Origin of the sequence: Zavarzinella sp. (assembly GCA_041399155.1) — a bacterium.
Classification (GTDB): Bacteria; Planctomycetota; Planctomycetia; order Gemmatales; family Gemmataceae; genus JAWKTI01.
In genome coordinates this window covers 1,300,308-1,320,884 of the sequence record JAWKTI010000001.1, presented here as the reverse complement: position 1 = coordinate 1,320,884, position 20,577 = coordinate 1,300,308, and the positions used below count along the sequence as shown (strand labels likewise).

Sequence of the window (20,577 nt, the reverse complement as noted above, 5' to 3'; positions counted from 1 at the left end):
ATTTTCGCATGTCACATGAAAAAGCGGTCGGAATTGTCGTTCGTTGCACCGATTGGAGTGAAACCAGTCGGATTGTCACCCTTTGGACAAGAGAATTTGGGAAGATTCAGGCAATTGCAAAAGGTGGGCGAAGACTGAAATCTAATTTTGAAGTTGCACTTGACCTGCTGAACATTTGCAGTATCGTCCTGATCCGAAACAGTGTTGGCAGACTGGATATTCTTACTGAAGCCCGCGTAGAACATCGCTTTACGCCACTTCGATCAGATCTGAACGCACTGAATGCGGGGTATTACATTGCAGAACTGCTGGGCGATGGAACACAGGAAAATGATCCCCACCCTGGCCTGTTTGAACTGGCAGTGCATGCGTTGGAGCAATTGAGGCTGAAACCAGCATGGAAAAGCGTTGTGGCACTCTTCGAGGTTGGTTGGTTGCACGAAATCGGCTACCAGCCCTGCCTTGATTGTTGTGTTGCGTGCAGGAAGCCATACCCAGGCCGAGGGAAGGCGCTTTACACTGTTTCCGGGGGTGGGCTGGTATGCCGAGATTGTTCTGGCACTCAACGACAGAGAATGGTACTTGCTGAGACTACGTTGCAGCAGTTAGTAACGCTGAATGCTGGAACGGCGGTAGAGCCAGACCAGAATGTGAGAGAAATATTAAATTTGACCGTGACTGAGATTCTGGGGCGACCGTCACGAGTTTGCAAATATTTGCCGATGTGACTTCACGGTAGGTTTCGACAAGGAGGTTGGGGGAATGCAAGGGTCGATCAAGCGTTGGACGCGAAACATTTTCCTGATAGCACTTCCATGGTTTTCTGGGTGCCTGTCTGCAAGCCCGGATCTTGCCAGCAATAAAAAAACGCCTTTCTGGAAAGATGAAACGGAAAAAAGCCCCATCGTGCAGGCTGGCAATTCAGAACCTGTTGCCACTCCCAATGTGGATCCTAATGATCCCATTGTTCAGGCAGATGCCCTCTTTGAACAAAAAGCATACAGCGAAGCATTAAAGAAATATGAAGCTGTTGCAGAAGATACTCGCAATCGACCGGAAATCGCTGAAAAAGCGCGATATTTCCAAGGTGAGTGCCTGCGGCTCGATGGTTACTTGCCAGATGCTGCGGCCACCTACCACCGATTGCTGCAGGACTTCCCCAGTGGGATCTATCGCACACAGGCAATTGGCAGAATGTTCCAGATTGCTGATGTGTGGCTCGACGATACCCGCCAGGAACTATTGCCTGAAGAAGAACGCAAGCCTAAAAGCGTCTACGACCGGATTGTGCCAGTGAACTTCGAACGCAACAAGCCATTCGTGAATACGGAAGGTGAAGCACTGAAAACACTGGAGAATGCGTACTTTGGTGATCCCACCGGGCCATATGCCGATAAAGCACTCTTCATGCTGGGGCGGGTCAACTTTTTACGTGGGCGATATAAAGAATCTGCACAATTTTTCCAGCAATTAGTCGAAACCCACGATAAAAGCCCACTACGGGATCAGGCACTGGAAATGGCAATCGTCGCGCGAAGTAATACTTCGCAGGGTGCAACTTACGATTCCGAAGATGTTCAGGAAGCAATGCGGTTAATCACCACCGCACGAAACACCAGTCCGGAAATGAACCGCACCCGTGGGGAATTTCTCGACAAACAGGCACTCATGGTGCGTTACCAACAGGCAGAAAAAGATTTTCAGATGGGTGAATTCTACCGCCGAAGTGGCCATCCAGGTGCAGCCTGGTGGTATTACGAGCTCGTACAACGCACTTACCCGGGAATCAAACCATTCAGTGATTTAGCAGTCGAACGACAGGCGGAGTTGAAAAAAGAAGTTGAAGACATGAAAAATCCTTCACTTTTGGGGCGTAGCCGCAGATTCTGGAAAGAATACGTGCTGGGCGAAACGATTCCTTCTCTGGATCGCACTACTGTACCTGAATTGAAACATCTGGAAGCGAGCCCGGAATCTCAACAACCAGCAACTCCCACGCCAAGCCAGGTAGTACCGAAAGAGATTCTACCTCGCTAAGTTGTTATCAAATAAGAGTTTACGAAAATGTCATCCTTGCACAATCGACGCACGTTTCTGGGTACTACGCTGGGTTTTGCCACCACATTGGTGTGCGGGTGTGCCTCGGATGGGCAATGGTCGCTCCTGGGATACAGTACGCGACCAAATTTCGATCCCAGCATTCAGTCGGTTTATATTCCTGTGTTCAAAAATCGGGCATTTGTGACAGGTCCTTATCGTGACCTGGAAATGCATCTGACTCGATTCGTTGGCGACGAAATCGAAAAGAAAACGCCAATGAAAGTGATTAGCGATCCTGACCGGGCCGACACAGAACTACAAGGGACAATTGCGCTACTTCAAAAACAGATTCTCAACGTCACTCCATTTAATGAAGCTCGTGAAGTTCAGTTGGTGGTAAGTGTGGAAATTGTCTGGCACGACCTCCGACCCGGTCGTGAAGGCCAAATTCTGACTAATCCGAAAACCAAAGAAGACACTACTATGGGGAATGTGGTTTTCGATCCGAATCACCCACCCAAGGAACGTTTGCCCGATGTGCCGATCCCTGTGGTGATTACAGATACTGGTCGGATCCTGCCTGAAGTGGGTGAAACCACCGCAACGGGTGTTGACATGGTACTCAAGCGACTGGCAAAAAAAATTGTCAATGCGATGGAAGAAAGCTGGTAGATTTCATCTGGGATGATCAGTTCAAACCATAGCGGGCATTTTTACCCAATTGCTCTTCAATTCGTAATAATTGGTTATACTTCGCAATCCGGTCGGTGCGGCTTGCAGACCCGGTTTTGATCTGTCCGGAGTTCGTGGCTACTGCAATATCTGCGATAGTCACATCTTCCGTTTCCCCACTACGGTGGCTGATCACTGTGCTGAAATCGCTACGTTTTGCGAGTTCTATAGCATCGAGCGTTTCCGTCAACGAGCCAATCTGGTTCACTTTCACGAGAATGCTGTTGCCACATTTATTGCGAATGCCTTGTTCCAAACGTTGGACATTGGTAACGAACAGATCATCGCCCACCAACTGAATTTTATCTCCTAAAGCTACGGTGAGCTTTTTCCAGCCATCCCAATCATCTTCGGAAAGGCCATCTTCAATCGATTTGATGGGCCATTTGGCACACAACTGCTTCCAGATATCAATCATTTCATCGGAAGACACCACGCGGTCTGGCTGACTTTTGAAAAAACAGTAGCCTTCGTGGCCTTTCTTTTTCGCTTCTTCATACAATTCGGTGCAGGCAGCATCCATCGCAAAAACAATGTCCCCACCCAGTTTGTAGCCAGCTTTCTCAACTGCGGTGGCAATTACTTCCAGTGCATCATCGGCAGTTGCCAGGTCGGGCGCAAAGCCACCTTCATCACCAACTGCGGTGTTCAGCCCTTTGCTGTGCAGCACTTTTTTCAGGTGGTGGAAAACTTCTGCCCCCATCCGCAGCCCGTCGCGGAAAGTAGCCGCACCGACGGGCATGATCATAAATTCCTGAAAATCGATCGTATTATCGGCATGCTTCCCTCCGTTGATGATGTTCATCATCGGTACGGGAAGTAATTTGGCGTTGGTGCCACCCAGGTAACGATACAATGGGAGCCCTGCCACTGATGCAGCTGCGTGGGCAACAGCCATCGAAGTGCCCAGAATGGCATTCGCACCAATATTAGATTTATTTGGTGTGCCATCGGCCCGGATCATGGCAGAATCAATTCCCAATTGATCAAAAACATCAAATCCCTGGATCACTGGTGCGATGTGCTGCCCCACATTTTTGGCTGCGGTCAGGGTGCCTTTGCCGAGATAGCGATTTTTGTCGTCATCACGCAACTCTACAGCTTCGTGGGCACCCGTGCTGGCACCACTGGGAACAGCGGCACGCCCAATCGTGCCATCATTCAAAATCACTTCCACTTCCACCGTGGGATTCCCACGACTATCCAGGATTTCGCGTCCCTTCACTTGGTGAATCGTACTCATTCTGCTCACAAGAGGTTATATAAACAACTAAATATATAAGTTTAAGAGAATATTAAACTTATTGTTGAACGTTGTTGGGATATGTGGCAGGGAATCGGGATTCAAGCGATCAGAAAAAAAAGCGGTCCTGGTGGAGCAAAAAATGGTACAAGTACCACTTCTCTCAACACCAGAACCGCGACCGGACAGGTAAGTTCCTCGAGGGAGCACGTCGGGGGCCGTGCTGATTCCCTGTCAGCAGAACAACTTCCAAGTTAACAAACTATCTTGCGATCGATTGATAACAAAGAGTGAACATCCTGTCGGTTATTTTGGTACTGTTATTATTCGGTGAAATCGTGAGAAAACTGCAAATAAAGTCTTGCGTCGGACAAGTATCGCTTCAAATCCTGACCGATTAATGACTTCGGCGGGATCTTACCGAATGTGGGAATAATTCTTCCTGAATCAGGTTTCCCGATTCATCAAAAGGAAGATGCATTTTTTGTCCTGTAATTACCTGATTTGGGTGTTTCCCCACTTCTTCCAATAAAGCCTGCGAAACATAATAATCTGCAACTTCCAGAGAATTGGGAATGATTGCCATGCGAATTTTCTCCCAAATTGGTTGCCAGCAGGTTTCCAGACCGACCCGGATACCATCCTGATCAGTGGGGAATGAAAACGGCACTTTTGCACGCCAGAGAAAGCAGGCTGTCAACACGTTGGTACGTGTAATGTTCGGGTCAATTGCATCTGCCAGCCGTTTGCTGATCAGATCAGCAATGCCGCACCCCACGCCATTGCCATGACTTTCTGGAGAAAGGTCCAGGGCACAAATCCGCGTAATGTGGGGTGGTGCAAGGTCCAGATCGGGTGCAGTTTCCACCAGAAATCGCCCCACTACGTTAGGATCGATCCCCGAACCCGAATAATTTTTGCCAATTTCGCCAATCACGAGCAGATCCAATTGCTCAAAAGGCAATTTTCCGATCTGTTGATGAGCGATTTTTAATAATTCAGGCTCTCGGGTCAATAAATCGTCACGATCCACTACTTCCAGATGGTGGGTTTCTTCGTGGGCGTTTTCGATTATCCCCAGACCGCCGAAATATTTGGTTTTTTCAAGGATCACATTCATTGATTCAGGGATCATGTCCCGTAGTGCTGTCGCACCATAAAGATGGATCTGTGCCGCACCCGCACGTTTACCAAAACCAATAACTGCCATTTTCATTAAACCGGATTCGTATTTCCCACGGTAGTCTGTGTGGGGCTTGATGCGGGCAATCGTCACCACGCCATCAGCTTGTAAAGCATTGCGATCCCAGTATACCGGTGCGTCCCAACTGTTGGTACCGATCACATCGACGTCCATATCGGTCAGGATGGGCACTTGCATCGATTCTTCCGTGATACCATAGTCTGCCAGTAGCGTACGCTGGCCTTCCGGGGTTGCTCCACCGTGCGAGCCCATCGCAGCCACAAGAAATGGTTTGGCACCCATTTCCTGCAAGGTGATGATCGTGGCCCGGGTGATTCGGGCAATATTGGAGATTCCCCGTGAGCCAACGCCCACAGCGATCCGCATTCCAGGTTGAATACGTGCAAATGAACGTGATTTTTTCCACGCTTCGCTCACTGCGGCTTCTAGATCCGTTATCGTGGTGTGGGGGAGATTCTGGTGAATCTGGTGTATTTCGGGAAACATATTCGTACTCATTGCTTGTGCAGCGGAATGTTATCTGGAATTGTTATGGATTTTTCGCAAGGCGTTGCTGTGCAATCCGATTCCCTGCTGTCAACCAGAATTATGAAAATTCCTTCACAATACCAATGCCTGCCTGCCGCTGGTAGTGGAGAATGGCGAACACTGTACTTTCATGATAAGATACCGTCGATCGGTTGCTGACAGATGGCACGCGCACATTTGCGTACAATGCAATCGGTGGTAACGGTGGCTTTGCCAACAGGTTGACCAATCATATTACTTTTGATGGCAGCTTCCGGTCGAGTTTCAAGAGCAGGAGGATAAAAATGCAAACTCAGGAATTCCTTAACTTGAAATACGAGCATACTCGACAACCGGAATGTTTTGGCCGAACGATAATTGCATTTCCATTGCACGGAATGCCAGCTATTACCTTACTGAATCGGGTCAAAGATGTTTGGAGTACAGTAGCGTCATGGGGCACATGGCGAGATGAAGAACTTGGTGAATGGCCTACTGATGATGAATGTGAAAAGATGCTCCCTGATTGGTTTCGAGCTGATTCAAAATTCAGCCTTCAAGCATGGATTAGTGACCTCCATGACAGAGATTGGATTTGGTTGTCGGGAAGTGTCCTGAACGAATTTGTAAAGATTGATTTAGATTCACAATCCCTACCAATTTCAACATGGATGCTGGAAGCTGTAATCGAATCATCGGATGGAATAATCTTTTTTCAAGACAGTTGGATTTCTGACAATTTTGCTATTGCATTGGTAGCTCAATGCAATTGGCGTCAATAAAAACGCACCACTCAATTTATTGTGCTTTGATTTTTTTCGGCCCCAATGCCAATGATCGATGTATACATCGCAATTTTCGTTCCGTATTAAATTGCAGACGCTCTCTACCATCTTCGCCCATCATAAACGCACTGCTCGGACGACACAATGGGTACAGTGCCATATTCCGTATGGCGCAACCGATTTCCGAAGAAATCCTAATTGTAATCAATCCGCACCAGCAAGGTGCCACCATCGGTAGACGCTGTACCACCTTGCAAGTATTAATTCGGCTCAGAAGAGCATGGGTGTTTTTCTGCTGCTTCATTTCCGTAAAACAGAAACAAATTCACCCCTTTTCCATTAGGATGCCATGTTACGCAGATTTCTAGTGCTGATCGCCTTTTGTGGGCTGGCAACTGCTACCGTTCAAGCAAAAAATCGTCACGTAGTAGTGCTGTACGCCGATGATTGGCGATTTGATACGCTGGGTGTGGCTGGCAATCCCGTTGTAAAAACACCGCACCTTGATGAGTTGGCTGCAAAAGGTGTGCGATTTACCCATAATTGCACCACCACTGCTATCTGTGGGGTCAGCCGAGCAACTCTGTTGACCGGCCAATGGATGTCGCGTCATGGTTGCCGTGCATTTACTAAATTCAACACGCCATTTTCCGAAACCTATCCAGGGATACTTCGTGCCAATGGCTACCATGTGGGGCATGTGGGCAAATGGCACAACGGCCCATTCCCGGCAAAAGAGTACGACTTTGGCAAATCCTATGCTGGCAGACATTGGTACATGATTGATGGCAAAAAAATCCATGTTACGCAACGAAATGAACAGGATTCGCTGGAATTTCTCCAAAAACGCCCCGCTGATAAGCCATTTTGTCTGACGGTTGCCTTTTTTGCTACCCATGCGGAAGATCCCAATCCGGAACAGTTTCTACCACAACCGCAAAGCATGAAACTATACGAAGATGTGACGATACCTGTGCCCAAGAACGCAACGGAAGAGTCCTGGAAACGCCTGCCTCCGTTCTTCACCAACAAGAATGAAGGTCGCGTGCGTTGGGGCTGGCGCTTTGATACACCCGAAAAGTATCAGAAAATGATGAAGAACTATTATCGGCTAGCCACCGAAGTTGACGCCACGTGCGGCAAAATTATCGCAGAACTAAAAAAACAACAAATTTATGATGATACTCTCATTATTTTCACCACCGATAACGGTTACTACCACGCGGAACATGGTCTTGCTGATAAGTGGTACCCGCACCAGGAAAGCATTCGCGTGCCACTGATTATCGCCGATCCACGAGCGAATCAGACCAAACATGGCATCACAAGTGCGGAATTTACCTTAAGCGTAGACTTGGCACCCAGTATTCTGTCCTACGTGGGTTTTCCCGCACCGAAAACGATGCAGGGGACCGACATTGCACCGCTTTATCTTTCAGAAAAGCCTCCAGCTTGGCGGCAGGAATTCTTCTACGAACATGGCACCATCAGCAATAAAGACAGAATCCCGTCTTCTGAAGCACTGGTGCGAAAAGATTGGAAATACATGTATTGGCCAGAATTTGAATATGAACAATTGTTTGATCTTCAGAATGATCCAATGGAAGAAAGTGATATGGCCAAATCTCCACGTGCGGCCAAACAACTGGCAGAGATGCGGAAGCGATTTCAGGAATTAAAAGCCGCAGCAAAATAGATTACACATCATCAAATGAGATATTCTCATATGTAATTGCGATTCTGTGTTACGCAGCTTCCAGTTTCGGTGTGTGCCATTCCAACAACATGCGCCACGGAAAAACGTGCTGGACTTTGGCACCTTCCCAGCCCGCCTGGCGTGCGTAATGCAGTAATTCTTCTGAAGTGAAAGCACCTGCCACGGAAACGGGGCCATCGAAATGAACAATTCGCGACCGAGACAAAAATCTGGGAATAATTTTTGCTGCCCACCAGCCGCACACGCAACGACGCAAGTCGTTAATCAGTATGGCTTTGCGGGCGATCTCCCGAAATCGCTGCAGCACCACGTGTAGCTCTTCTTCTTCCAGGTGGTGAATAAACAACGATGAAATTACAATATCGTAATTTTGCAATATTCCATCATTGATAATATTATGTTGAAACCAGTGGATTCCCTTGGCACCCGGTTTTTTTGCAGCCATATCCAGTGCCGTCTGGCTAATGTCCGTGGCACTGAATTTGATAGGTATTCCCAGGCGTTCGCATTTATTCTTCAGGCGAATTACGACATCACCCCCACCAGTGGCAATGTCCAGCAGTGTAAGTTGATGCCCGGGATGAGACTGGGCTATTTGCTGGATTGGTTTAAAAAGGATACCGGAACTGTTGCTGAACCAGTTGATCCGACTCAACCCACGCAGTGCCTGGTGGTGGTTACCCACCGGCACCTGGGGATCATCCATTAATTCGGCAACTTGTCGTCTGCGATCTAATTTAAACATGAAAACCATTGTAGAGTTTTGTTCATGCAAATTCTCGCACGAAGATATTGGAATAGCTTGCAGAGGCCGTCTAAAAATAAAAGCACTCTAACATTTAGCCGATCAATCCGCCGATGACACTACCCTTGACCAACTCGCGTGGCTGGTTCAGGTGGTTGTAAACGATCGTTTCAGGCTCAATCCCCACACTGTGGTAAATTGTGGCTAGCAGATCGGTGGGATGAACAGGGTTTTCCAGTGGAGCAGAGCCAGTTTTATCCGATTTTCCATGGACATAACCACGTTTGATGCCTGCACCTGCGATGACTGCAGTGTAGCAGTATGGCCAGTGGTCGCGACCATCATCCTGATTCTGGTTTCCGCTGGTGCTGACACCACGCTGAGGACTGCGTCCGAATTCACCGACCGCAACAACCAGGGTTTCGCTCAGTAAGCCACGTTCATCAAGATCGTCAATTAACGCTGCGAGGCCAGTATCCAGCATGGGGGCAGCTTTGTTTTTCATTCGACCTGAGAGGCCCGCATGGACATCCCACGAGTGATTGTCCGAATTGGCAACTTTGGGCCAATTAATTTCCACCACGCGGGTACCCGCTTCTACAAGCCGACGGGCCAGCAGACAGCACTGACCAAACGTATTTTTGCCATACCGATTATGCATCGCAGCGTTTTCTTTGGTCAAATCAAAAGCATCGCGAGTTTTCCCGGAAAGCACCAAGCCAAGAGCCTTGCCGTAATACTCTTTCAATTCAAACTTTTCGGTGGCTTTTTCCAGTTCGGGCATCCCTTTAACAATGGTATCCCGCAACGTCGCACGACGATTCAAACGAATTTCGTTCACATCAGGTCGTAATTCCAGATCCTCGGTGCGGATACGGCTCATCTTGGCCATATCGTTATCGTCGCCTGCTGGATACAGCGTGTAGGGATCGTATGCTTTCCCTAAGAAACCGGCTGTCCCACCTTTCCCAACCACGTTCGATTCCTGCAGTGGGCGGGGCATCATCACAAATGGAAGCACCGGTTCGGTGGGTGGCTTCAAGCGAATGATATTGCAGCCAAAGTTGGGAAAATCCTTTGGTGTGGGTGGCTCTAATTGGCCAGAAGGTGAAACTTTGTCTGTAGTGTAGCCAGTCAGCATCTGATAGATCGCTGCAGTATGGTTAAACAGCCCGACAGGCGTGTAACTCATGGATCGAATCAAGCTGAAGCGTTCAGTAGATTTTGCCAGTGTTGGAAGCAGTTCGGTAAACTGCACACCTGGTGTTTTTGTTGCAATCGGCTTGAAAACACTTTTATTCTTTTCAGGAACGTTATCTTTGGGATCCCACAAATCCAGATGGCTTGGTCCACCTTGCAGGTAAACAAGAATGACACTTTTTGCTTTGCCAAAGCCGGGCCCACCTTCGGATACTTTTTCGTTTGCAACACTTTTTGCCCGAAAGAGATCGGCCAGAGTAAACCCGAGCAGGCCCGAGCCGCCAATACGTAGAAGATCGCGGCGAGTGGTTCCATCACAAGTATCTTTTCCAGTAAGCCCTGGTACAACAAGCATTGAATGTCCCCAAATTGATCATGTGGCAGGATAATTAATTACACTTTACCAGCAGTTATTCTGGAACGCAACAGAATTCTGAAAAGTGCCACCAGAATTCCACACAGTCGTACAACTATCGTATTGTATAGCCCCCATCCACGACTAGCACTTCTCCTGTAACGTAGCTAGCGGCTTCACTACACAGGAACAAGGCTGGACCCACTAATTCTGATGGTTGTCCCCACCGATTCAGTGCGGTCATTGCCGCAAATTGCTGCTTTTCAACATCAGAAAGTAACGACATCGGCATGTCGGTCAGAAATGGGCCAGGTGCGATACAATTCACCGTGACATTGTGGGCACCTAAATCGAGTGCGCTTGCCTGTGCAAGTCCGATTAATGCCCGCTTGGTAGCGGAGTAAGCATTGCGACGATCTTTGGAAATGATCCCCATGATTGACGAAATGTGCACCACCCTGCCCCACTTGCGGGAACACATATCTGGAACGACAGCTCGTGTCAGTGCCATGATGGAAGAAAGATTGACTTCCACGATTCTATCCCACACATCGTCCGTAATTTCATCGATTGCCTGGGGTTGATTCATACCCGCATTGTTAATCAGGATATCCACGCGGCCCATTCGAGTGACTACTTCTTTACCAAGTGCGGCAATCTGAGAGCGATCACTGACATCGGTCTGCACCCATTCGACACGACGACCAGTATCAGCTGCAATTTCTTTGGCAGCGGATTGCAACTCAGCCACATTTCTGCTGGCAATCAACAGATCGGCACCCACTCGTGCGAGCCCAAGAGCCATTTCCCGCCCGAGGCCTTTGTTGCCACCTGTCACAAGTGCCACCCGACCACTTAAATCGAACAGTTTTTCAATACTTGCGTGCATGTTTCATTCCCATGATTGAGAGAGGTATCTGTTCTAAAAAACTTATCAAAGTGCCGCACAGATACCAACTGTCAAACATCGGTGCTGTTTTGACCCCTAAAGCAGGGGGTTTACAGCCATATTTTCTGTCTGCAACACGTACGGCATTGTTTGGTGAAAAGTAGAATCCCACTCGCACCAATCTGCCTATTATTTGAGCATCTGTGCACAATAATTAGGCAGAATTTGGATATACTTTCTAGTGGTGGGATCGAAAAACGGTACAAAACATACCAATTTTGTACTTTCGCACACTATTTGCAAAGAGTCTGGTTAGCAAAAGTTTAATCTCTAGGCAGTGCGTGCTACAATGCATGGGATTGTGCTGTAGATTGTTGACCAGTTTGTTCAATGGAGTTTTATGTCGGAACCGTTGCTGCCAGAGATTGTTGGTTCCAGTCCGGCAATGCGGGAGGTGTACCGAATGACTCGCCTGGCTGCACCCAGCGATGCCAGCGTTCTGTTGATTGGTGAGACAGGTACTGGGAAAGAACTGATCGCGAAAGCAATTCACAAACGTAGCAAACGGTCCAGTGGACCATACATTCGGGTCAATTGCGGGGCACTGCACGAAAATCTTCTGGAAAGTGAACTGTTTGGCCATATCAAAGGGTCATTTACGGGGGCAATCGAGAACAAAACGGGTAGATTCGAAGCTGCCCACGGCGGGACTATTTTTCTTGACGAAATTAACAGTATGTCACCCAAACTACAGGTAAAACTGCTTCGGGTGCTCCAGGAACAGGAATTTGAACGGGTTGGTGACACGAAAACCATCGCAGTAAATGTTCGCGTGGTTGCCGCAACCAACGAATCACTGGAAGATGAGATCGATCGTGGGCGATTTCGCGAAGATTTGTATTATCGCTTGAATGTAATACCAATCATGCTGCCGCCTTTGCGGGAACGTCCGGAAGATATCGCCTTGCTTGCAGATTTTTTCTACCAGCGTTTTCTGGAATCAACCCCACGTGCAGAACAGCTACCTGCGGACATTATTCGTGCCCTGCAAGCCCACGATTGGCCGGGTAACGTGCGGGAACTTGAAAATACTATCGAACGAATTGTAGTGCTGTCTGCCGACAAAGCCCCATCGCTGGACATGCTCCAGTTGAACCGGCCAAAATATTCACTCCGCACCAGAAAATCCAGATCGGGGCAGGATGTGTCTTCACAAGTGAACATGCTGATCCAGACAGCACTTCAGTCAGCCGGTACTGAATCAAAGGATCTGTACACTACAGTGGTGCGGGAAGTGGAACGTCAATTGCTGGAACAAGTGATGAATGCCAGCGACCACGTCAAGGTAGTGGCGGCAGATCGTCTGGGAATCAATCGAAATACATTGCACAAAAAGCTGGAAGAATACGGATTAAACAAATCAAGCAAGCAGGAACCCACTGAAGATGCAGAATGACGAATATGAAAGAAATTATGCAATTATTCCAGTCATAACCACTTGATTCGTAAGCACTTACAACGATCCAACACTTTTTTCCAAAAAAAATGCCAACAAATCCCTGATCGATGTGTTAAATTGTATATTAGTGATTATGTGCCACTATTTCTTGTGTACATTCCTACATAACGGAGCAATAAATGAGTTTATTATTAATATCTGACTATCCTTGGGACTTTTGATACCATTGGACGGTCTTTTCCAGACCATCGTAGAACGAAACGTGGGGCTGGTAGCCAAGCTCCTGTATCGTATTGGAAATATCAGCCAGCGAGTAGCGTACATCCCCGGTCCTCGGGTCTAAGTGCTTTGGCTGCAGCGATTTACCCAAAATCTGGTTCAATGCCTGCACCAAATCCAGCACCGTGGTACTGTTACCCGTACCCACATTAAAGACTTTGCCTGAGACACCAGGTGCCGTGGCTGCTTTGGTTAAGGCTTGCACAGCATTGCCCACATATGTGAAATCGCGGGATTGCAATCCATCACCATGGATGCCAGGAGCTTCCCCGCGCGACATTTTGTCGATAAATATGGCAATGACGCCGGAATAGGGCGAATCAGAACGCTGACGTGGGCCAAAAATGTTGAAAAAACGCAACCGAACGGTTTCAATTCCATAAGTTGCGGCAAAAGCCTGCATGTAGTACTCACCTGCCAGTTTTGCTGCAGCATATGGAGACAGCGTGCATGGTAACTGGTTTTCCTGCTGACCGTTGGCGGATGAACTACCGCCATACATGCTGGAACTGGCTGCGTAAACCACGCGCTGAACTCCAGCAAGGCGTGCCTGGTCCAGTACCATTACCGTTCCCGTGGCACAAGCAGCATGACTCACCATGGGGGCCTCAACACTACGTGCCACTGATGCGAGTGCACCCAGGTGAAAGACATAACGCACTCCGTGCATCGACTGCTTCACAGCAGATTCATCAAGAATCGAACCATGAATCAGTTGGATGTGTTCACGCACGTGGAACAGATTTTCGGCAAGTCCCGTGCTGAGATCGTCCAGAATTCGAACAGTGGCCCCTTGCTGGAAAAGTACATCAACCAGGTGGGAGCCAATAAATCCGGCACCACCGGTCACTAAACAGATATCGCCTTTCACGAATGTTCCTCGTACGCAAACGGATAGTGTACGAATTAGTGGGAACAGCAAGAGTGGATTGCAGAAGACAGCGAGTGCCTTGTGATCAAGGTGAATCGGTTGATCGTATAGAATTTTACTGGTAAACGAGTCGCATCCCGCGTAAACTGGATGCGTTCAGCGAAGGTGGTACGATGTTGCGTTTTAACAGATTACTTGGAATCAGTTTGGTGTTGGCATGTGTTGCTACCACCAACAGTGCAGAAAAACCGGTCAGTTATTACAACGATGTCCGGCCGATATTTCAAATTCACTGTAACGGCTGCCACCAGCCTGCAAAGCAGGGTGGTAGTTATCTGATGACGAGCTACCAGCAATTGTTTGATTCTGGAGACAGCGATCAACCGGGCATTGTGAAAAAAGATCCATCGAAAAGTCTGTTGGTTCAACTGTTACATGGCGTGAAAGGTAGAGCCCGAATGCCCAAAGGCCAGGCAGAATTACCCAAAGAACAAATCGAACTGATTACCCGCTGGGTAGCAGAAGGTGCTCTAGACGATACCCCCGCTGCGGCAAAACAACAGCTGATTGATGCTGACCACCCACCTAAATATCAATCGCTGCCAGTGATCACATCATTGGCTTTTTCACCAGATGGAGAATTACTGGCTGTCGCCGGACACCATGAGGTGTTGTTGCACAAAGCCGACGGCAGCCAACTGGTGGGCCGATTAATTGGCCTGTCGGAACGAATCCAGGCAGTTGCTTTTTCACCAGATGGTAAATACCTCGCTGTTTCTGGCGGAGATCCAGGCAGATTCGGCGAAATCCAGATTTGGGATGTTGCGAAACGCCAATTGCGTTCTTCGATTCCAGTAGGTTACGACACTGTCTATGGTGTCAGCTGGTCTCCAGATAGTGCAATCGTCGCATGTGGCTGTGCAGACAATACCCTGAGGGCATTTACCGTTGCTGATGGTAAGCAGGTACTCTTTCAGGGAGCCCACTCCGATTGGGTTCTTGGCACCGAATTTTCGCAGACCGGGAAGCACCTGATATCGATCAGCCGTGATCAATCGGTGAAATTGACAGAAGTTCAGACGAATCGATTTATCGACAATGTCACCAGCATTACACCTGGTGCACTGACGGGGGGTCTGCTGGCAGTTCAGCTACGACCCACAATTCGTCCGGATTTACTGGAAACCATGAAGGCCGTTGCTCTTTTTGGTTCGCAGACAAGCCGAATCAATGTTCCTTTGATGGGAATAAGAGATCATCAATTCAAACAAAAGATGGCGGTTGTTCCAAACGACGCACCTGGTCAACCTGCACAGGTTTATGACGAAATTCTTGTTGCTGGCTCTGATGGAAAAGCACGTCTTTATAAGATCCATCGTGAAGTGAAACGGCAGATTGGTGACGATGCCAACAAAATCAGAGAATTTCCTGCGTTGAATGGCCGGATATATGCGCTGGCGTTTGACCCACATGGGCAATACTTTGCCGCTGGCAGTAGCCTGGATGGGAAAGGAGAAATCAAGGTATTTGACGTGCGAACTGGGCAGACGAAATCTACATTTGAAAACGTAATTTCGCCTGTTTACACCCTAAGCTACCACCCTAATGGAAAATCCGTCGCATCTGCTGGGTTTGACGGGCTCGTTCGACTGCACGATCCCATGACTGGAAAATTGCAAAAATCGTTTGTTCCAGTACCAAAATAATGTCTTGTAACGACGAAATCATCAAGCGGATAGCAAAGAGAAATTATGGATACAATCAATTTTCCATGTTCGAACTGTGGCAATTTGATGGCAGTGGGGATTGCTCTGATAGGCAAAAATGTCCGATGCCCCCACTGTAAATCTGTCGTGAAAGCGCATGATCCGAAAGCTTCACCACCTGTGGCCGATGAGGTATTGACACCAGAAACTGATGAAGAGTTACCAAAGTTCCAACAGCCCACCGAGTCAACGGAAAGCATTTTTTCAGAACAAAGTTCTGGTGATGACTTTTTTGCTGATGAGCCACTGAAACCAGTAGTGCCACAGACCGAAAACATTCGAGGAAATTACTCTCTGGACGATACTGAGAACCAGCAACTAAAATTGCCCCCAAACACAGAACAAACAACAGAATTTGTTGCCAACGAAGAGCCAGAATTAGCTATAGAACCGACAAATCCGTTTGAAGATTTTTCTGATTCTGTAGCGAATGAGCAACCTAATGAGGCCCCAAAGCCAATTTCTGCACCAGCCCCACAAATAGTGGAACAGGCAGCACCTGAGCAGCACTTTCCTGCCCAACCGCAGACCTTCGACCTTTTCGGGCAATCGGAACTGGCAGCACCCCGCATCGAAGCATTGGATGAACCGCCTTCAGATGATGTCGAAGAAGAGGAAGCCGGTTCCAATTACCAGGCACGCACCCAAAAAGCCACTAAGGCAAAACCGGAAAAATCAAAAGCGGGTTCGGGCGGGTCTTCCGCATTTACGTGGATTTTGCTTGCATATGGCCTCCTCATGACAGGTGCTGCTGGTTTTTTTGGCTACAGCTACTTTTTAACGGATTCTACTCCCCACCCATTCGAAAATATTCCCGATGTTTATGGGCAATATCAAAAAGCAGACCCCAAACAGACGTCACTAGATTGGTTACCGCTGGATCGAAGACCAGTGGCAGAGCTTTCTGTGCCAGAAAAATTACAGGTGACGTTAGGTAATGAACTGACGGTAGGAGATTTGAAAATCGTACCACAGAAGATTGTTCGAGATAAGCTGGTTTGCGTTACAGAGACGAAAAAGAATCGAAATGAACGACCAGTCCCACCTGAGACTATCATACTGCAGCTGAACATTCAAAATTTATCCAAAGACCTTGCTTTTCACCCAGATGACCCGGCTTTTAATCGTGCAAAAAAAGATTCGCAACCTACGCCATTAACCAGCCTTTGGCATGAAAAACGCTCCTTCTGTGGTACGTTTGACTGGCCACACGCACCATCAGTTATAAATGAATATGCGGTGGGATATGAAAGTCGGAAAGATCCCCTGAAACCTGGCGAAGAGGCCACGTACTACGTACATGTTGCTCCCAAAGAATCTGTTTTGAATTACCTGAAACCGAAACCAAAAGACACCCAGCTCATTTGGAAAATTCAACTTCGAAAAGGTAAACTGACCTACCAAGATGAAGGGAACCAGGATCGTTCTATCTGGGCCACCACTGTCATCGGCGTTAAGTTTCAACTTTCCGACATTCAGTAAATTTCCAAGCGATCCACTTCGAGAAAATCTATGCGTTACCTCTCAATCGTCCTGGCTTTCCTCGCAATTACTGTTTCCAGCCTTACTGGACAGGAAAAGCAACAACCGAATATCGTTCTGATTAACATCGACGATCTTGGTTATGCAGATATCGGGCCGTTTGGCTCTAAAAAGAATCGTACACCAGCGTTGGATACGATGGCGAAAGAAGGCTGCAAACTAACATCGTTTTATGCAGCACCTGTATGTTCGCCTTCGCGGGCATCACTGATCACCGGATGTTATCCGAAACGGGTGCTACCCATTCCCCATGTACTTTTTCCTGGCAATGCCGTGGGGCTCTCTTCAAAAGAAATTTCAGTTGCAAAGCTGCTGAAAAGCAGGGGATATAAAACAGCAATTGTGGGCAAATGGCATCTGGGAGATCAACCGGAATTCATGCCCCAGCAACACGGCTTTGATCAGTATTTCGGCCTGCCCTACTCTAACGATATGGGCCCTGCAGAAGATGGGATTAAAAGTGATCTCGGAAAGCCGTTACCGAAACCGAAAGGTGCTGGTCAGCCGCCACTGCCACTGTTGAAAGATGGCAAAGTAGTCAAGCGGGTACTTCCCGATGATCAGCAATCATTGGTAGAACTTTACACAACAGAAGCAGTAAAATTTATTACTGATAACAAGGCACAACCATTTTTTCTGTATCTGCCCCACAGTGCGGTGCATTTTCCGATTTATCCTGGCAAAAAATGGGCAGGCCGTTCCCCACACGGTATTTATGCGGACTGGGTAGAAGAAGTGGATTGGAGCGTGGGCACAGTATTGGATGCAATTAAACAGGCGGGAATATCGGAAAATACGCTTGTGATCTTCACAAGCGATAACGGTGGCACGCCGCGAGCGGAAAATACACCATTACGTGGTAATAAAGGCAGCACCTGGGAAGGTGGGATGCGAGTTCCCACGATTGCCTGGTGGCCAAAAACCATTCCTGCAGGCACTTCGACGAATGCCATTACTGGAATGATCGACCTGTTACCCACCTTTGTGGCTCTTTCTGGTGGGACGGTTCCAGAGAAAATTCAGATCGATGGTGTTGATTTATCAGGACTCCTGAAAGATCCGAAACAAGGTAAAATGGCACGCACCGTGCAGTATTATTACCGCGGACTGGAATTACAGGCGATCAGACAGGGTGATTGGAAATTGCATTTACCACAGACAGTGCAAAAAAAGAAAAATACTCCTGGGAAGGATGCACAATCACCGATGCGGCTTTACAATCTGGCATCTGATATCAGCGAACAAAATGATATCATTGCTGATCATCCTGAGATCGTAGAGAAGATGGAGGCACTGATAAAAGTAATCGACAAAGACCTTGGAGTGAAAGGGATTGGGCCAGGGGTGCGGGAACTGGGCAAAGTGGAAAACCCGCGACCAATCATTGATCTCAATGGGAAAATTCGTCCTGAATTTGATCCAGCAAAGCAGCCTCGGAATTGAGATAGCTTTGAAGATCACTGCAACTGACATTGCGTATCGTTGCCAGGAGATGATAGAAATCTTTGTTTAGTTGAACACCAGAAAATGCTGCGCGAAATCACTGTCCAGAATCTTGCGTTAATTGAAGATGTCCACATCGAACTGGAACCGGGGTTCTGCGCCTGGACAGGTGAAACGGGTGCAGGGAAGTCGTTGTTACTGGGTGCATTGGGATTACTCCTGGGTGATCGTGGGCGAATCGATCTGATTCGAAGTGGGGCTGAAGAACTGAAAGTAACTGGAGTTTTTGAACTACGACATCACCGTTTGCTGCAGGCAATTGAAACAATTCTCGAGGAAACTTTGCAACCTGCAGAGTTGATCATTACACGAAAAGTAAGCAAATGGGGTAACAGCAAAGCCTACCTCAATCATGAGCCAGTAACTTTAAACCTGCTCAAAAAAGTGGGTGAATTGCTGGTAGATGTCCATGGCCAACGAGAGCACCACTCATTACTGGAGCCCACCTACCAGATTCAGTTATTGGATTCGTACGGCAATTTGCAGGAACTTCGCCTGGAATACGACCGCACTGCAGTCATGGTGCGGGATTTTCGAAAACAGATCGAGCAACAAAAGCAAGTTCAAGCGAATTCAGAACGTGAATTACAACTGCTGAATTTCGAAAAAGAAGAACTGGAAGCAGCAGCAATTAAGCCCAGAGAACTGCCGCAACTGGAAAGCGAATACCAGACACTGGCGAATTCGCAAAGCATTCAGGAATACTGCCACGAATTGCAGGCGATTCTTTACGACGATGATGGATCAGTGGTAGAGCGGTTTGGTCAACTGGAAAAATCAGCCCACCCATGGCAACATTTTTCTGATGATTTTGCCGACATTGTTCAACAATTGCATGCTCTTGCACTTCAAACCCGATCTGTTGTTGAATTGGCAAGAGCTGTTGGCGATCGATCAGAGCCAAATCCTGAACGAATGGCTGAGATAGAAGTTCGAATGGAACTGATCAAACGACTGGAGATCAAGTATCGGCGGCCTGCAGATCAACTGCCAGGTTACTTGCTGCAAGTACAACAAAAACTGGATTCCTTTGAACGAGCGACCGCAGATTCAAAAGAAATCGTACAACGATTAGCGGTAGCATTTGCAGATTTAGTGAAGCAGGCAGACCTGTTACGCACGCAACGAATTGCGGTGGGCAAAAAACTGATCAAAGCAACTGAAAAATACCTGCAAACTCTTGGTATGCCACAGGCAAAACTTTCGTGTAGTTTTCACAAAATCGATCTGGGCACCAATCCACTTGCAGGTCCGATACCTTCTGGTGGTGCGGATCAGATGGATTTTCTTCTGGCAGCAAATCCGGGTGAAGAGGCCCGCCCTCTGCGAAAAATTGCCTCAGGTGGGGAGATGTCCCGCACGATGCTGGCATTGAAGACCGTGTTGGCAGAACATGACATGGTTGGGACACTCGTATTTGATGAAATTGACGCGAATGTCGGGGGTCGATTAGGGGATATTGTTGGCCAGCGACTCGCAGCTCTTGGAAAAAGTCATCAGGTGATCTGTGTAACCCACCTTCCCCAGGTAGCCGCATATGCAACACATCAGTGGGGCATTCGCAAAACTATCCACGGCAAGAAAACGATTACCACGATTACGCAATTACGGAAAACACAGGACAGAATCGAAGAACTGGCTAGTATGCTGCGAGGCGAAGCAAAATCGGCTTCGACGAAAAAAGAAGCGAAAGAAATGTTGTTGCAGGCACAACAATTGTCTGATTAACAGTACAAACAA

At 47.8% G+C, this 20,577-nt stretch carries 16 protein-coding genes; 10 read left to right on the top strand and 6 right to left on the bottom strand.

Features of this window, described 5'->3' with window-relative positions:
* Positions 1–8 precede the first annotated feature (8 nt).
* From recO to lptE, 3 genes are read left to right on the top strand one after another with little or no spacing between them, the layout of a single operon-like run.
* Positions 9–728, top strand: coding sequence for a DNA repair protein RecO (recO, locus tag R3B84_05565; protein ID MEZ6140021.1), 720 nt, complete (start codon positions 9–11; stop codon positions 726–728).
* A 34-nt stretch (positions 729–762) separates the two neighbouring features.
* Positions 763–2,037 carry a tetratricopeptide repeat protein gene (locus tag R3B84_05560; GenBank protein ID MEZ6140020.1) on the top strand — a complete coding sequence of 425 codons (1,275 nt, stop codon included), beginning with the start codon at positions 763–765 and terminating at the stop codon, positions 2,035–2,037.
* Positions 2,038–2,064: 27 nt separating this feature from the next.
* Positions 2,065–2,712 (top strand): LPS assembly lipoprotein LptE, encoded by a 648-nt coding sequence (lptE, locus tag R3B84_05555; protein ID MEZ6140019.1) that lies wholly within the window; start codon positions 2,065–2,067, stop codon positions 2,710–2,712.
* 16 nt (positions 2,713–2,728) lie between these two features.
* On the opposite strand, the gene eno is transcribed toward lptE, so the two are convergent.
* Complete coding sequence (eno, locus tag R3B84_05550) at positions 2,729–4,015, bottom strand: phosphopyruvate hydratase (GenBank protein MEZ6140018.1); 1,287 nt, start codon at positions 4,013–4,015, stop codon at positions 2,729–2,731.
* A gap of 397 nt (positions 4,016–4,412) precedes the next feature.
* Positions 4,413–5,705, bottom strand: a complete 1,293-nt coding sequence (locus R3B84_05545; GenBank protein MEZ6140017.1) for a hypothetical protein — start codon at positions 5,703–5,705, stop codon at positions 4,413–4,415.
* 326 nt (positions 5,706–6,031) lie between these two features.
* On the opposite strand from R3B84_05545, the gene R3B84_05540 reads away from it, so the two are divergent.
* Positions 6,032–6,508, top strand: coding sequence for a hypothetical protein (locus tag R3B84_05540; protein ID MEZ6140016.1), 477 nt, complete (start codon positions 6,032–6,034; stop codon positions 6,506–6,508).
* Between the two features lie 352 nt (positions 6,509–6,860).
* A complete protein-coding gene (locus tag R3B84_05535; GenBank protein ID MEZ6140015.1) occupies positions 6,861–8,207 on the top strand; it encodes a sulfatase in 1,347 nt (448 codons plus the stop codon).
* Between the two features lie 49 nt (positions 8,208–8,256).
* Here R3B84_05535 and R3B84_05530 read toward each other — a convergent pair whose 3' ends face one another.
* The 3 genes from R3B84_05530 to R3B84_05520 all read right to left on the bottom strand — a co-directional run bounded on the left by R3B84_05530 (position 8,257) and on the right by R3B84_05520 (position 11,417).
* Positions 8,257–8,973 (bottom strand): methyltransferase, encoded by a 717-nt coding sequence (locus R3B84_05530; GenBank protein ID MEZ6140014.1) that lies wholly within the window; start codon positions 8,971–8,973, stop codon positions 8,257–8,259.
* Positions 8,974–9,067: 94 nt separating this feature from the next.
* On the bottom strand, positions 9,068–10,528 hold the full coding sequence (locus tag R3B84_05525) for a DUF1501 domain-containing protein (protein ID MEZ6140013.1): 1,461 nt from the start codon (positions 10,526–10,528) through the stop codon (positions 9,068–9,070).
* A gap of 115 nt (positions 10,529–10,643) precedes the next feature.
* The gene (locus tag R3B84_05520; protein MEZ6140012.1) at positions 10,644–11,417 is read right to left on the bottom strand and encodes an SDR family NAD(P)-dependent oxidoreductase; all 774 of its coding nucleotides are present in this window, start codon (positions 11,415–11,417) and stop codon (positions 10,644–10,646) included.
* Positions 11,418–11,817: 400 nt separating this feature from the next.
* Here R3B84_05520 and R3B84_05515 point away from each other — a divergent pair, with 400 nt between their 5' ends.
* Positions 11,818–12,873 (top strand): sigma-54 dependent transcriptional regulator, encoded by a 1,056-nt coding sequence (locus tag R3B84_05515; protein ID MEZ6140011.1) that lies wholly within the window; start codon positions 11,818–11,820, stop codon positions 12,871–12,873.
* A gap of 205 nt (positions 12,874–13,078) precedes the next feature.
* Here the strand turns inward: R3B84_05515 and R3B84_05510 are convergent, their stop codons facing one another.
* Positions 13,079–14,026, bottom strand: coding sequence for an NAD-dependent epimerase/dehydratase family protein (locus tag R3B84_05510; protein ID MEZ6140010.1), 948 nt, complete (start codon positions 14,024–14,026; stop codon positions 13,079–13,081).
* Positions 14,027–14,199: 173 nt separating this feature from the next.
* Here R3B84_05510 and R3B84_05505 point away from each other — a divergent pair, with 173 nt between their 5' ends.
* The 4 genes from R3B84_05505 to recN all read left to right on the top strand — a co-directional run bounded on the left by R3B84_05505 (position 14,200) and on the right by recN (position 20,565).
* Entirely contained in the window at positions 14,200–15,732 is a 1,533-nt protein-coding gene (locus R3B84_05505; GenBank protein ID MEZ6140009.1) for a c-type cytochrome domain-containing protein, read from the top strand.
* Between the two features lie 45 nt (positions 15,733–15,777).
* Positions 15,778–17,274, top strand: coding sequence for a hypothetical protein (locus tag R3B84_05500; protein MEZ6140008.1), 1,497 nt, complete (start codon positions 15,778–15,780; stop codon positions 17,272–17,274).
* Between the two features lie 30 nt (positions 17,275–17,304).
* Positions 17,305–18,777, top strand: a complete 1,473-nt coding sequence (locus R3B84_05495; protein ID MEZ6140007.1) for a sulfatase — start codon at positions 17,305–17,307, stop codon at positions 18,775–18,777.
* An 84-nt stretch (positions 18,778–18,861) separates the two neighbouring features.
* Positions 18,862–20,565 (top strand): DNA repair protein RecN, encoded by a 1,704-nt coding sequence (recN, locus tag R3B84_05490; GenBank protein MEZ6140006.1) that lies wholly within the window; start codon positions 18,862–18,864, stop codon positions 20,563–20,565.
* Positions 20,566–20,577: the final 12 nt, after the last annotated feature.